This window comes from Acinetobacter lwoffii (assembly GCF_019048525.1).
Lineage (GTDB): Bacteria > Pseudomonadota > Gammaproteobacteria > Pseudomonadales > Moraxellaceae > Acinetobacter > Acinetobacter lwoffii_K.
In genome coordinates this window covers 2226793-2241048 of the sequence record NZ_CP077369.1, presented here as the reverse complement: position 1 = coordinate 2241048, position 14256 = coordinate 2226793, and the positions used below count along the sequence as shown (strand labels likewise).

The window sequence follows — 14256 nt, the reverse complement described above, 5'->3', positions numbered from 1 at the left end:
CCGTTACAATAGCTTTTTGAAAAATGTATAAAGGTTATTTCTGTGAAGTGGTTACAAATTCATATTACGGTTGAACAGGCTCAGGTTGATTTTACTGAGACATTACTCAGCTCGCTAGGCGCAGTGAGTGTGACTTTGGATGATGCTGAAAACCAGGATTTGCTGGAACCACTTCCAGGTGAAACACCACTCTGGAATAAAGTGATTGTGACCGGTATTTATGCGCAGGAAGAAGGCGAAGAAATTGATGTTACCGCACTAGAAACCTTTATTCGTGCACAAATGCCAGATGCTCCGATCCGTCATGAACTGATTGAAGATCAGGCTTGGGAACGCACCTGGATGGATGCCTATGAGCCAATTCAGATTGCTGATAAATACTGGATCGTACCCGAATGGATGGAAGCACCTGATGCCGATGCGGTAAACATCAAGCTTGATCCAGGGCTGGCTTTCGGAACAGGCAACCACGCTTCAACTTTCCTGTGCTTACAATGGCTCGGCAAAATTAATGTGAAAGATAAAATTGTCATCGATTATGGCTGTGGCTCAGGCATTCTCGCGGTAGCTGCACTCTTATTAGGTGCGAAAAAAGCATATGCCACGGATATCGATCCACAAGCTGTACTGGCGACTCAGCAAAACGCTGAACTGAATGGCGTACTGGACAAGCTTTATGTCGGACTGCCAGAAGAATTTAGAGATGAACTCGGCAATACCAAAGCTGACGTATTTGTTGCCAATATTCTGGCAGCACCACTAATGATGCTGGCTCCTGAGTTCGCAACTTTAATTAAATCTGAGGGACAGTTCGCACTTGCGGGTGTTATTGAAGAGCAAGTTGCTGATGTTACTAGCATTTACTCAAATTATTTTGATATATTAGAGGTAGAAAAACGAGACGAGCACTGGTGCCGTATCTCGGGTAAACGCCATAAGAACGAATGAGCCTATAAATAATCCATGAGTGACAAAAGAACCCATTGCCCTACCTGTTCCACCACCTATAAGGTCACAGTTGCTCAACTCACCGTTGCGCAGGGTATGGTTTGCTGTCCCAAATGTACTACTTCATTTAATGCCTTATCGCATTTGGTGACCGAAACCCGGAATTCGGTCACCGCATCAATATCTCAGGCTCAGTCGAACTCCAGCGAATTCAGCGAAACTGATACTCAAAATAACTCAGGTGTTTATCACGCAGATCAGCACAATCGTCATAGCCTGCTACAGATTTTTGATCAAAAAGTTGAACATTCCAATATTGACCTGGAAACCTATTTAAATAACCTGAATTATTTCAGTACCGAGCCAATTTCAGTATTACCGAGCATGAATTGGGAAGATCAGGCAGAAAAACAGACTAAACGCGGGCCAATGTACTATATAGGCTGGAGTTTACTCAATCTGTCACTGTTCAGCCTGCTGATGTTTCAATTCTTCTGGTTCAATCCGCAATACATCAAAAACAGTCACGTTATGAGCCTGGCCTTTAACACTGCCTGTGAAGTGTTTAATTGTTCCAATCTGGAAAAATACTACACACTGATTCAGGCCAATAAAGTCAAAATCAAGGCAACCGGTAATAATGAAGCTGAGTTTAGCGGTGAGCTGATCAATTTTCATGACCGTAGCCTGGCCTTACCGATTTTAAGAATCAATCTGGAACATCGCGGTGAAGTGATTGCAACTTATAACCTGTCCTCCGAAGAGTACCTGATTGAAAGTCTGGTCAATATTCAGCGCATCCCAAAAAACAGCCCGTTTAAATTCAAATTTAAGCTTCCAGTCGATCGTAAAAGCTTTGATCGCTATACTTTGGAAATAATTCGCCCCTAATCTGCTGAGAAAGCATTAAAAAATTAAAAAAAGTTAAAAAAAATGCAGTTTTCTTGCTCACTTTTGCTTAGACAATGGTATGATACGCGCCACGAAAGCTATGTGCTGCAACTCCTCGCGACTTTTTCACAACAAATACAGTCTTGCCTAATGCGCTATAAAATTTATTGCGTATCGTGCAGATTTTTTTGTTTTGATTTTGGTCAGTAACAAAACTTTAACTATTGTTACGCTTATTTTTCGACCAAATCGCAGAGATGTGTCAAGCTACAGGCTCAATGTAATGACTAAGTTTTAGAACTTCCGTTTTAGGATCTAAAATGGAGTTCATTTCAATTTCTAGACCACTTTTATATATCACTTTACCCAAGTGATATTTGTTTTTCGGATTAATTCGCATGAATAGCAAATCTCCTATTTTTACTGCACAATCTGATGTTGCTTTACGTATCCACGTAGATCGCGCAGTTCGCCACTATTTTGCACAACTGCAGGGCGAGCAACCATCTCAGGTATACGACATGGTGCTAGCAGAAATGGAGAAACCTCTTCTATCTGTAGTTCTAGAATATACACGTGGTAACCAAACACGTGCTGCCGAGATTCTCGGACTCAACCGTGGTACTTTACGTAAAAAGTTAAAAGCTCACGGTTTAATGAGTGAATAAATGATAAAATGCTTGCGGCTTCCGCAGGCATTTTTTTTAACCTGTAAATTGCTGATTTTGTTTTATTCTGTTCCTTGAAAACTGTGACGAAGATCATGACTATTAAACGCGCTTTAATCTCTGTGTCTGACAAGACTGGTATTGTTGAATTTGCACAAGAACTTGCTGCTCTAGGGGTAGAAATTTTATCTACAGGTGGTACCTACAAATTGTTGAAAGACAATAATGTGGCTGTAGTTGAAGTTTCGGAGCATACAGGTTTTCCAGAGATGATGGACGGCCGTGTAAAAACACTACATCCAAAAATTCATGGGGGTATCCTGGCTCGTCGTGGTCTAGACGAAGCTGTGATGGCTGAACACAACATTGATGCTATTGATTTAGTCGTTGTAAACCTTTATCCATTTGCTGCAACGGTAGCCAAACCAAACTGTTCACTTGCTGATGCTATCGAAAACATCGACATCGGTGGTCCTACCATGGTTCGTGCTGCAGCAAAAAACCATGCATCTGTAGGTATCATCGTAAATGCTTCTGACTATGCAACTGTCGTTGCCGAGCTTAAAGCTGAGGGTGCTTTATCTCATGCAACTCGTTTTGACCTAGCAGTAAAAGCATTTGAACATACTGCTCAATATGACGGCATGATCGCATCTTACTTAGGCGCTCGCGTAGGTAAAGAAGAAGGTCAGGCAGACAAATTTGCACGTACTTTCAATACTCAATTGAACAAAGTTCAAGACCTTCGTTACGGTGAAAACCCGCATCAAGCTGCTGCATTCTATGTAGAAGACACAGCGACTGAAGCTTCTGTTTCAACAGCGAAACAGCTTCAAGGTAAAGAACTCTCTTATAACAACATCGCAGATACTGATGCAGCACTTGAATGTGTGAAATCATTTGCGAAGCCTGCTTGTGTGATCGTTAAACACGCTAACCCATGTGGCGTTGCAGTATCTTTAGACGGTATTCAAGCAGCTTATGATCTTGCGTATGCAACAGATCCTGAATCTGCTTTCGGTGGTATCATTGCATTCAACCGTGAATTAGACGTTGCAACTGCACAAGCGATTGTAGATCGTCAATTCGTTGAAGTGATCATTGCACCGAGCGTTGCTGAAGGCGTTCTTGAAGTAACAGGCGCGAAGAAAAACGTACGCGTACTTGTATGTGGCGAACTTCCAGCAATCGATGCGCGTCAATCGCAACTTGACTACAAACGCGTAAACGGTGGTTTGTTAGTTCAAGATCAAGACTTGGGCATGATCACTAAAGATGATCTTAAAGTAGTCACCAAACGTGCGCCGACTGAACAAGAAATCGATGACATGATCTTCGCTTGGAAAGTAGCGAAATACGTAAAATCTAACGCGATTGTGTATGCTAAAAACCGTCAAACCATTGGTGTCGGCGCTGGCCAAATGAGCCGTGTAAACTCAGCTCGTATTGCTGCAATCAAAGCTGAACATGCTGGCTTAGTAGTTGAAGGTGCGGTAATGGCATCTGACGCATTCTTCCCATTCCGTGATGGTATTGATAACGCTGCGAAAGCGGGTATCAAATGCATTATCCAACCGGGTGGTTCTATGCGTGATGAAGAAACGATTGCTGCGGCTGACGAAGCTGGTATTGCAATGGTGTTTACTGGTATGCGTCACTTCCGTCACTAATTAATTTTAAATCCTCCCTAGCCCTCCTTAATAAAGGAGGGTTTTCTATATCATAGTAGAGCGAAGGGAGTCCCCCTTTTATCAAAGGGGGATTTAGGGGGATTCTATTTCAGAAGGATTTTTTTTAATGAATATTTTAGTTTTGGGTAATGGTGGTCGTGAACATGCACTTGCATGGAAAATCGCGCAAGATGATAAAGTCGCAAAAGTATTTGTAGCACCGGGTAATGCAGGTACTGCAACAGAAAATAAATGCGAAAATGTTGCCTTAAATATTTTAGACAATGCTGCGATTATCGACTTTGCAAAAAGCAATGCGGTTGATTTAGTGGTTGTTGGTCCTGAAGCACCACTTGTAAATGGTGTTGTAGATGCATGCCGTGAAGCTGGCGTTAAAATTTGGGGTCCAACTCAATTTGCTGCGCAGCTTGAAGGCTCTAAAGCATTCGCTAAACACTTCCTTAAACGCCATAACATTCCAACGGCTTTCTATGACGTATTTACTGAAGTAGATGCTGCGAAAGCATTTGTTGAGAAAAATGGTGCGCCAATCGTGATCAAGGCTGATGGTCTTGCTGCAGGTAAAGGCGTAATCGTTGCCATGACCAATCAAGAAGCATTTGCAGCAATTGATGACATGCTTGCAGGTAACAAGTTTGGCGATGCAGGTTCTCGCGTTGTGATCGAAGAATTCCTTGCGGGTGAAGAAGCATCTTTCATTTGTATGATTGATGGCGACAACATCTTGCCAATGGCAACATCGCAAGACCATAAGCGTATTTTTGAAGGCGACCAAGGTCCGAACACCGGCGGTATGGGTGCTTACTCTCCTGCACCTGTTGTGACTGCTGATGTGTTTGAAAAAACCATGAATGAAGTGATGCGTCCTACCGTTGAAGGTATGAAAAAAGACGGTCACGTTTACACTGGTTTCTTATACGCTGGCTTGATGATTGACGACAAAGGTCAACCAAAAGTAATCGAGTTTAACTGTCGTTTTGGTGACCCTGAAACTCAACCGATCATGATGCGTTTAAAATCATCTTTGGTGGATCTCGTTGAAGCTGGTATTGCAGGTAACTTACCTGCTGAAGCTGAATGGGATGAGCGCAAGACTGTTGGTATCGTTTTAGCGTCAAAAGGCTACCCAGAAACTTCAAGCAATGGTGATGTGATTTCAGGCTTAGACACTGAAATGACTGATGCGAAAGTGTTCCATGCAGGTACTAAAGCCAATGAAAATGGCGATATCGTCACTGCTGGTGGTCGTGTACTTTGCGTGACTGCACTGGGTAATACCATTGGTGAAGCACAAGCAAAAGCTTTAGAACTTTGCCAAAAAGTAACGTTCGACGGCGTTCAATATCGTAAAGACATTGGTTACCGTGCGATTGTGCGTGAAAATGCTTAATTTTATTTAAGTATAAAAAACCCCGATTCTTTCGGGGTTTTTTTATTTGCTTATACAATCCACAGAACTATTCATACGCCTATAAATAATTTACTCTTTTGCACATCACTAAAATAAGAAGTTGAATATATGTATATTTGGAAATATTGCTGGGAATGTAAGCACGATACTCCACAAAATAGATTGAATTTAACAATCCACCCAAGAGTTATCGAAGGTTTTTCAAAAAATATAACGACTGATCAAGCAACCTCACTATGGACTTACAGCATTGATGCCTACCAGTTCACCCAATGTCAAAAATGTAATGCGCCATCATTACATTTAGACTCATTTCATGTAAAAGATATTGATGAGAACACTAGCCAAAAATGGGCTTCAATAAAATCTGATTTAGAGAACTTAGGGAAATGCGAATCTTATTAGATATCAAGTACGAGTTTTCCCAGATTCAACAAATCATTATTGCATGAAAAAAAATGGTCTTTCGATCTACCTAAAGATGATCTGTTGCTCTTCTTTGAAGTCATTTCAGCCTACGAAAAAGGATTATTTATTTTAGCTCTTTCAGGAATTCGAACTCTAATAGATAGATACTTAGTAAAAAAAGTAGGCGATATAGGAGGATTTGAAAGAAAGCTCAAAAAAATGTTAGAGGACAAACATATTAGTAAGACACAATATGAAATATTAAATACGATTATTGAGGGTGGAAATGCTTCTAACCATAGAGGCTTTAGACCTGAAGAGGAAATGGTAAAAACATTTTTAGACGTAGTCGAGGATATAATATCTTTGGACTATAAAACGAAACAGTTTAATGAGTTTAAAGAGCAAATCCCTAAACGAAACTAAAAAATCGTAACCAAATTAAGATACCTAATGACTATTCACCTTCAAACCCCTCGCCTGATCCTGCGCCAATGGCAAGACTCCGACACTGCGCCATTTATCCAAATGTGTGCAGATGACGAGGTCATGCGCTACTTCCCTAAAAAACTCGATGCGACTGAAGCAACTGCATTTATTGAACGTATTCGTACTGCCATAGAAACACGTGGATGGGGACTCTTTGCCGTAGAACTCAAAGCTACAGGCGAATTCATCGGTTTTATCGGCTTACACGTGCATCCATTTGAACTTGAAATTGCCGATGCCCCTGAAATTGGCTGGCGCTTGCTACCGCAATACTGGAATCAAGGCTATGCCACTGAAGGAGCCAAAGCGGTACTGAAATATGCCTTTAGAACTCTACGACTTGAAAAAGTCATTTCTTTTACTGCATGCGTCAACACGCCATCAGAACGTGTCATGCAAAACATTGGCTTAGAAAAAGTGGGAGAGTTTGATCATCCGCTTGTACCTGCCGATCATATCTTGTGTAGACACGTACTCTACAAAAAACAGCGTTCGGATTATCTGCATATTCCCTTCTGTTAAAACAAGCTTGTAATATCATGACCAGAGGAAACCAAGATCAGATACTGACTCGCTTAAGTTAATATAAAGGAAAGATTTATCTCGTTAATGATAGGATTTTCTTAATTTCCCAAAAATCACATATTTTTTATATTTATCTATATGCATTTTTCATATTTCTATCTTAAAAAATCTTATAAAGATCACTATTTAGACACATCTATTAAAACTATATTTTCAATATAAATAATATATTGTTTTAATTAATATTTTCTTTAAAAGATCTTTTTTTATATTCGACTAAAGAGATAAGCAAGGCTTTTTTATCCAGTATATCGAATATAGATTTATTGCTATGATATCCGCAACTTCAGAGCACATAAACCTTGGCATGTACTTATAAAATATCTATTTTCTCTCTCCAAAATAGATCAAGTACATCAGATTTGGGCTGCCTCTGACTTGATCAAGTTCACCAGAACTGTTGCTGCACGCTTGCATCTTCCGATCTCAAGCCCTCCTCAGCAATGATCAAGCCACCTACTTAGATCGTAATAAAACTCTTATTTAACACGATTTAAAAATGCTTATACTTTAGGCAAGAATAGAATTAGGACAATTTCATGAAAAAGTTACTTGGCGTTATCTTAAGTGCCTCTGTATTGACTTTAACTGGGTGTGGTAAACAAGAAGCGCCTGCCACTGATGCAGCGCAAAGCAAAGATGCTAATGGTCTTCAAACTGTAACTATGGCTTCGACCGGTTCAGATGCAGACGTATGGCGTTATATCGCGACCCTGCCTGAAACCAAAGCAGCCGGTATCAAACTTGATGTGAAAAATTTTACTGACTATGTGTCAATGAACACGGCAGTAGCCAACAAAGAAATTGATGTGAATGCATTCCAGTCTTATGCCTATATGGTGGCTTACAACGATGCCAACACAGCCAAAATTGTACCTCTATCTACCACTTATTTAGAGCCAATGGGTATTTACTCAAGCAAAGTGAAATCTTTAAACGAGTTTAAAACTGGTGCAACCATTGCTATTCCTAACGACGGCGCAAACGAATCACGTGCATTATTACTTTTACAATCAGCAGGCCTAGTTAAATTAAAAGCTGGTTTTGACAATGTCAAAGGTACAACTTCTGATGTGACCGAAAATGCAAAACAAATCGTGATTAAGCCAATTCAAATGGCGACTGCAGTACGTGTAAAAGATGAAGTTGATGCGATTGTGCTGGGCAATACCCTGGCAATGGAAGGTGGTTTAAACGTATTGAAAGATGCGATTTACTATGAGCCAATCGATCAAAGCACAAAAATGAATGTCAACGTATTAGCTGTTGCAGCAGACCGTCAAAACGATCCAGTCCTGCAAAAAGTGGGTGCGTTGTATCATACGCCAGCAGTAAAAGCATATGTTGATGAACATTTTGGTGGTACGAAAGTTGCGGTAAACAAACCTGTGACGTATTTAACTGAATCAAAATAGTACTATAATAGACTTTTAGAACAGGCAAGGACGATTTCTTGCCTGTTTTTTTATCCGTGATGCAGTTTTTGACACTATGATTGAATTTAAAGATATTTCAAAACAGTATGAGCTTAAGGGTCAAACCTTGCATGCCTTGAATCAGATTAATCTTCAGATTCCAACCGGCAGTATTTTTGGCATCATCGGTTATAGTGGTGCCGGTAAAAGCACCCTCATCCGTCTGATCAACCTGCTTGAGCGCCCAAGCTCAGGCCGGATTATCATTAACGGAACAGATTTTACCGCACTGGATGCCAAAGCATTGCGTCAAGAACGTGCCAGCATCGGCATGATTTTCCAGCATTTCAATTTAATGCAAACCAAAACCGTGGCAGCCAATATCGAAATGCCCATGAAACTCCTAGGCTGGAGCAAGGCAGAACGGGAAAAGCGCCTCGAAGAATTATTAGACTTTATTGACCTAAAACATAAACGTCATGCTTTTCCAGATGAATTGTCTGGCGGTCAAAAGCAGCGTGTTGGTATTGCCCGTGCCCTTGCCAATCATCCAAAAATTTTACTCTGTGATGAAGCGACTTCTGCACTTGATCCACAAACCACCAAATCTGTTCTACAGCTACTTAAAAAAATTAATGAAGAACAAGGCATCACCATTGTTATGGTTACCCATGAAATGGATGTAATTGAAACCGTGTGTGATTATGTCGCCGTGATGGAAAAAGGTGATGTGATTGAAACCGGCAGTACCTTACAAATATTCAGTCAGCCCCAGCACCCGACGACCAAGAATTTTATTCAGACCGTATTACAGCAGCATTTACCAGTCAATATTCTGAATAATCTGGAAAACCAGAACCACAACAGTATTTATTGCCTGAAATTCCTTGGTAGCTCGGCACAGGAAACCGTGATTCAAGCGGTGATTAAACAGTTTGATATCAGTTTAAATATTCTGTTTGCCAATATGACCGAAATTAATGGCACGGTGATTGGCCAGATGTTTATTCAGCTACTGGGTGATGCACAAGAAATTCAAGCAGCAATAAAATTCCTTGAACAACACGGCGTACAAGTCGATCAGGCGGGAGTACAGGCATGAGAGATTTAATTGTACAGTGGCTGACAACGATCACGGCGCCGTTCTGGAAAAGCTCCCTGTCGATAGATCAGTTTGTGACAGCATTGCAAGAAACCTTTCATATGGTGTTCTTCGCGATGCTGTTTGGCTGTATCTGGGGCTTCATTCAGGCGATTACTCTGCTGGTGACACGTCCGAATGGAATTCTGCCGAATCGTGTGATTTATCACGGTCTCAATCCTATTGTGAATGCGCTGCGTTCGCTGCCGTTTATTATCCTGCTAATTGCAGTCATTCCACTGACCAAGTTAATCGTTGGTACATCGATTGGTACATGGGCAGCAATTGTTCCATTGACCATTTATGTCGGCCCATACATTGGTCGCCTGATTGAAACATCTTTGCTTGAAGTGAATGAAGGTATTATCGAATCTGCCCAAGCCATGGGCGCGACGCCAATGCAGATTATATTTAAGTTTATTCTGCCGGAAGCGCGTAGTTCCCTGATTCTTAACCTGACCACCGCCACCATCAGTTTGATTGGTGCCACGGCAATGGCGGGTGCAGTCGGTGCGGGTGGTATTGGTGACTTAGCGATTTCTTATGGTTATCAGCGTTTTGATACCTCTGTTGTCATCATGACGGTGATCGTATTACTGATTCTGGTGCAGATTGTACAAAGCCTCGGTGACTGGTTATCCCGACTTCGTTAAGCTAGTTTTTATGTATGAATAAATCCCTCTTTTTGAGGGTTTTATTGTTTTTAATACTTACAAACCCTTTCTCATTATTTCAAAGTAAAGTCCGGCAACTATTTGATACGTGCCACGGCGACAGGAAGTCGCCCGTTGGTCTGTGGCACATGGAAGTGCCATCAGATCAACAAAGGGGTTTTGTTACTTTTGCCCCGTCAAAAGTAAAAGAAAATATCTTCTAACAACTAACTAAATAATCAGCTTAAAAAATCAAATTCAAACTTGACCTAAAAGTTAGCCATTTCCCCTCATTTTCAAACTGAAACAATAAATCCCATGTTAAACTATTCAATGGTTTTAGCAGGGACTCATCTATGCACTTTGTTCATCTTGGTATTCATACAGAATTTTCGATTACTGAATCCATCGTACGGATACCTGACCTGGTCAAAGCTGCCGAAAAAGAACAGATGCCTGCCCTTGCGCTCACGGATCTTTCTAACCTGCATGCTGCCGTCAAGTTCTATGGCAAATGTTTGGGCAAAGGAATCAAGCCGATTCTGGGTTCCGAAATTCGCCTGAATGATGCCGAACATCGCATGACCTTATTGGCCATGACCAATACCGGCTGGCGCAACCTGACTGAACTGGTATCTGAAGGCTTTATCAGTGGTCAGCAACTGGATATCCCCTGCGTTCAAAAACAATGGATTTTAAATCAGTCTGAGGACATGATTGCCCTGCTCGGCATGCATTCCGATGTCGGCAAAATGCTGATGAGTTCAAATCCGCAAAAAGCGGAACCGCTGCTAGAAGAATGGGTCGAAAAATTTGGCAATCGTGTTTATCTTGCCCTGACCCGCACCAATCGTCCGGATGAAGACAACTTCATTCTGGAAGCCGTGAAGCTGGCAAAAAAATACAATATCGGTGTGGTTGCACATAATGATGTGCACTTCATGACCCGTGACGATTATGAAGCGCATGAAGCGCGGGTATGTATTGCCGATGGTTACGTGCTCGGTGATAATCGCCGCCCTAAAACCTATTCACCTGAACAATATTTCAAATCTGCTGAAGAAATGACGGCGCTGTTCTCGGATATTCCCTCTGCGATTGAGAACACCTACCACATTGCCAAACGCTGTAATGTCACATTGCGACTGGGTCAATACTTTCTGCCGGATTATCCGATTCCTGAAGGTCATACCATTGATACTTTCTTTGCACACTTGTCCAAAGAAGGTCTGGAAGAACGTCTGAATTTCCTGTATCCGCCTGAACAACGTGATGAAGACTGGCCAGAGATTCGCAAGCCTTATGATGAGCGAATCGAATACGAGATTAATATCATTAACTCGATGGGATTTCCCGGCTACTTCCTGATCGTGATGGACTTCATTCAGTGGTCGAAAAGTAACGGCGTCCCGGTAGGTCCGGGCCGTGGTTCGGGTGCAGGCTCACTGGTCGCCTATAGCTTAAAAATTACCGATCTTGACCCGCTGCGTTATGAACTGCTGTTCGAACGTTTCCTGAACCCGGAACGTGTTTCGATGCCCGACTTCGACGTCGATTTCTGTATCGCAGGCCGTGACCGCGTGATTGACTATGTAGCACGTACCTATGGCCGTGATGCGGTCTCCCAGATTGCAACATTCGGCACTATGGCGGCCAAAGGTGCGATTCGTGATGTTGCGCGCGTTTTGGGTAAATCTTATGGCTTGGCGGATCGTATCTCGAAAATGATTCCGACCAAGCCTTTAGGTCTAAGCCTGCTTGAGTCACTAGAAGCTGAACCCCAGCTTAAAGATATCGTCACCAATCCATCCAATCCAGACCATGACGATGCAGCCGAAATCTGGGAAATGGCACTGAAACTGGAAGGTATTACCCGAAACACCGGTAAACACGCCGGTGGTGTGGTGATCTCGCCAACCAAAATTACCGATTTCTCTGCGGTCATGTGTGATGCCGATGGTACCGGACGCGTGGCACAGTTCGATAAAGACGATGTCGAATCTGCAGGTCTGGTGAAGTTTGACTTCTTGGGTTTGCGTAACCTGACGGTGATTGAAGATGCGGTTAAAAATATTAATAAACGCATCAAAGCGGATAAACCTTTAGATATTGCCTATATCCCGCTTGAGGATAAAGACGCATATCTGGTCTTTGCCAATGCTAACACCACCGCGGTATTCCAGTTTGAATCCGTGGGCATGAAAAAGATGCTGAAAGAGGCACGCCCGAGCAAGTTTGAAGAAATTATTGCTTTCGTGTCGCTGTACCGTCCAGGCCCGATGGATCTGATTCCTGACTTTATTCACCGGATGCATGGTGGTGATTTTGAATATTTGCATCCATTACTTGAAGGCGTACTAGAACCCACCTACGGGATTATGGTGTATCAGGAACAGGTCATGCAGGCTGCACAATACTGTGCTGGCTATACCCTCGGTGGCGCGGACTTGTTACGTCGGGCCATGGGTAAGAAAAAACCGGAAGAGATGGTCAAACAGCGCCAGATCTTTATTGAAGGTGCATCGAAAAAAGACATTGATGAAGCTACCGCCAACCATATCTTCGACTATATGGAAAAGTTCGCCGGCTATGGTTTTAACAAATCGCATGCGGCTGCCTATGCTTTGGTTGCTTACCAAACTGCATGGCTAAAAGCGCATTATCCGGCGGAATTCCTGTCTGCGGTATTGACCTCGGAGATGCAGAACACCGACAACGTGGTATTTCTGATTGATGACTGTCGCAAGAATAATCTGGAAGTTTTGCCGCCGTCAGTGAATATGTCGCTGTATCAATTCCATGCCACTGATGAGCAAACTATTGTCTATGGTCTGGGGGCAATCAAAGGCGTCGGTGAAGCGGCGATGCAATCGGTGATTGACTCACGTGCGCAAGAAGGTCCATTCCGTGACTTATTTGATTTCTGTCATCGTATTGACCTGAAAAAAATCAATAAGCGCACCCTGGAAGCACTGATTCGCTCAGGTGCACTGGATTGCTTAGGCATTGATCGTGCCGACCTGATGGCGCAACTGCCTGAAGCGGTTCAAGCTGCGGAACAGGCACGTTCCAACCGTGAAACCGGCATCATGGACTTGTTTGGCGAAGTGGAAGAAGTTCAGCGCAAGCCATCTAAACCCGTCAAACCTTGGGCGGATGAAGTTCGCCTGAAAGGTGAGAAAGACACACTTGGTCTGTATCTGACCGGCCACCCGATTGATGTGTATCGCAATGAGCTGAAAGCCTTTGTGCCTAGTCAGATCAATGAGCTAACGCCGACCCGCCGTGGTGTAACCACCGTGTTTGCAGGACTGGTGGTAGATATTGCCAACTTCCCGAACCGGATGATGATGACCCTAGATGATGGTACGGCACGGATTGAGATTTCAGCCAATCACGAACGCTTCAACCGCTTTAAAGAGATTATCCAGCTCGATAAAGTGGTGGTGATTGAAGGCGAAATCTATGAGCGTGAAGGCTTTGACCGTCCGATGGGACGCCTCACCAAGGCATTTAGCCTGAATGAAATTCGCCAGAAACGTGCCAATAGCATCAAGATCACCCTCACAGCCGAGCATTTCAGTAAGAGCTTGAGCCGTGACCTGCAGCAAATTCTGACTCCTTATTGCAATGTCGATATGTCCGCACATATTCCGGTGATTCTATATCTGGACTATCCGTATGCCACGACTGAACTGCATCTGGGTCTCAACTGGAAAGTCGCCCCACTGGATGAGCTCCTAGCCAAATTGCGTGATTATTTTGGTAAAGAAGCCTTGCATATTGAATACCAGGTCAAGTCCAAAGCTGCCAAAGCCGTGTTCTATGAACAGGCCAAGCCGGTGGATATTCCTCCGCCGCCTGCAGGCATGAGCATGGATGATGCACTGGAAATGTATCAGGCTGAATCCCAACCGCAATATTCATAAATCCTGATCTTTAAAACACCTTAAAAT

Annotated in this window: 11 protein-coding genes; all 11 read left to right on the top strand. The window is 42.8% G+C overall.

The window, feature by feature from the left end; translation table 11 throughout:
- The first annotated feature begins 42 nt into the window (after positions 1-42).
- The 11 genes from prmA to dnaE all read left to right on the top strand — a co-directional run bounded on the left by prmA (position 43) and on the right by dnaE (position 14229).
- Positions 43-948 (top strand): 50S ribosomal protein L11 methyltransferase, encoded by a 906-nt coding sequence (prmA, locus tag I6L24_RS10535; protein ID WP_004279896.1) that lies wholly within the window; start codon positions 43-45, stop codon positions 946-948.
- Positions 949-963: 15 nt separating this feature from the next.
- Positions 964-1839, top strand: coding sequence for a DUF3426 domain-containing protein (locus I6L24_RS10530; RefSeq protein ID WP_004279897.1), 876 nt, complete (start codon positions 964-966; stop codon positions 1837-1839).
- Positions 1840-2237: 398 nt separating this feature from the next.
- Positions 2238-2507 carry a DNA-binding transcriptional regulator Fis gene (gene fis, locus I6L24_RS10525; RefSeq protein ID WP_001086304.1) on the top strand — a complete coding sequence of 90 codons (270 nt, stop codon included), beginning with the start codon at positions 2238-2240 and terminating at the stop codon, positions 2505-2507.
- Positions 2508-2602: 95 nt separating this feature from the next.
- Positions 2603-4177 (top strand): bifunctional phosphoribosylaminoimidazolecarboxamide formyltransferase/IMP cyclohydrolase, encoded by a 1575-nt coding sequence (gene purH / locus I6L24_RS10520; protein ID WP_004646700.1) that lies wholly within the window; start codon positions 2603-2605, stop codon positions 4175-4177.
- Positions 4178-4304: 127 nt separating this feature from the next.
- The gene (purD, locus tag I6L24_RS10515) at positions 4305-5588 is read left to right on the top strand and encodes a phosphoribosylamine--glycine ligase (protein WP_005263077.1); all 1284 of its coding nucleotides are present in this window, start codon (positions 4305-4307) and stop codon (positions 5586-5588) included.
- Between the two features lie 465 nt (positions 5589-6053).
- On the top strand, positions 6054-6443 hold the full coding sequence (locus I6L24_RS16580; RefSeq protein ID WP_005263082.1) for a DUF4145 domain-containing protein: 390 nt from the start codon (positions 6054-6056) through the stop codon (positions 6441-6443).
- A gap of 27 nt (positions 6444-6470) precedes the next feature.
- Positions 6471-7028 (top strand): GNAT family N-acetyltransferase, encoded by a 558-nt coding sequence (locus I6L24_RS10505; protein WP_005263084.1) that lies wholly within the window; start codon positions 6471-6473, stop codon positions 7026-7028.
- Positions 7029-7630: 602 nt separating this feature from the next.
- Positions 7631-8506 (top strand): MetQ/NlpA family ABC transporter substrate-binding protein, encoded by an 876-nt coding sequence (locus I6L24_RS10500; RefSeq protein WP_005263086.1) that lies wholly within the window; start codon positions 7631-7633, stop codon positions 8504-8506.
- Between the two features lie 76 nt (positions 8507-8582).
- Complete coding sequence (locus I6L24_RS10495; RefSeq protein ID WP_005100878.1) at positions 8583-9608, top strand: methionine ABC transporter ATP-binding protein; 1026 nt, start codon at positions 8583-8585, stop codon at positions 9606-9608.
- Entirely contained in the window at positions 9605-10300 is a 696-nt protein-coding gene (locus I6L24_RS10490; protein ID WP_004279923.1) for a methionine ABC transporter permease, read from the top strand. The genes I6L24_RS10495 and I6L24_RS10490 overlap by 4 nt, the downstream gene beginning before the upstream one ends.
- A gap of 356 nt (positions 10301-10656) precedes the next feature.
- Positions 10657-14229 carry a DNA polymerase III subunit alpha gene (dnaE, locus tag I6L24_RS10485; protein WP_005263087.1) on the top strand — a complete coding sequence of 1191 codons (3573 nt, stop codon included), beginning with the start codon at positions 10657-10659 and terminating at the stop codon, positions 14227-14229.
- Positions 14230-14256 lie beyond the last annotated feature (27 nt).

Bases quoted from the DNA above. Each gene is read 5' to 3' on its own strand.
- I6L24_RS10505 (WP_005263084.1), top strand. From the start codon at position 6,471: ATGACTATTCACCTTCAAACCCCTCGCCTGATCCTGCGCCAATGGCAA.
- fis (WP_001086304.1), top strand. From the start codon at position 2,238: ATGAATAGCAAATCTCCTATTTTTACTGCACAATCTGATGTTGCTTTA.
- I6L24_RS10500 (WP_005263086.1), top strand. From the start codon at position 7,631: ATGAAAAAGTTACTTGGCGTTATCTTAAGTGCCTCTGTATTGACTTTA.
- dnaE (WP_005263087.1), top strand. From the start codon at position 10,657: ATGCACTTTGTTCATCTTGGTATTCATACAGAATTTTCGATTACTGAA.
- I6L24_RS10530 (WP_004279897.1), top strand. From the start codon at position 964: ATGAGTGACAAAAGAACCCATTGCCCTACCTGTTCCACCACCTATAAG.
- I6L24_RS10495 (WP_005100878.1), top strand. From the start codon at position 8,583: ATGATTGAATTTAAAGATATTTCAAAACAGTATGAGCTTAAGGGTCAA.
- I6L24_RS10490 (WP_004279923.1), top strand. From the start codon at position 9,605: ATGAGAGATTTAATTGTACAGTGGCTGACAACGATCACGGCGCCGTTC.
- purH (WP_004646700.1), top strand. From the start codon at position 2,603: ATGACTATTAAACGCGCTTTAATCTCTGTGTCTGACAAGACTGGTATT.
- purD (WP_005263077.1), top strand. From the start codon at position 4,305: ATGAATATTTTAGTTTTGGGTAATGGTGGTCGTGAACATGCACTTGCA.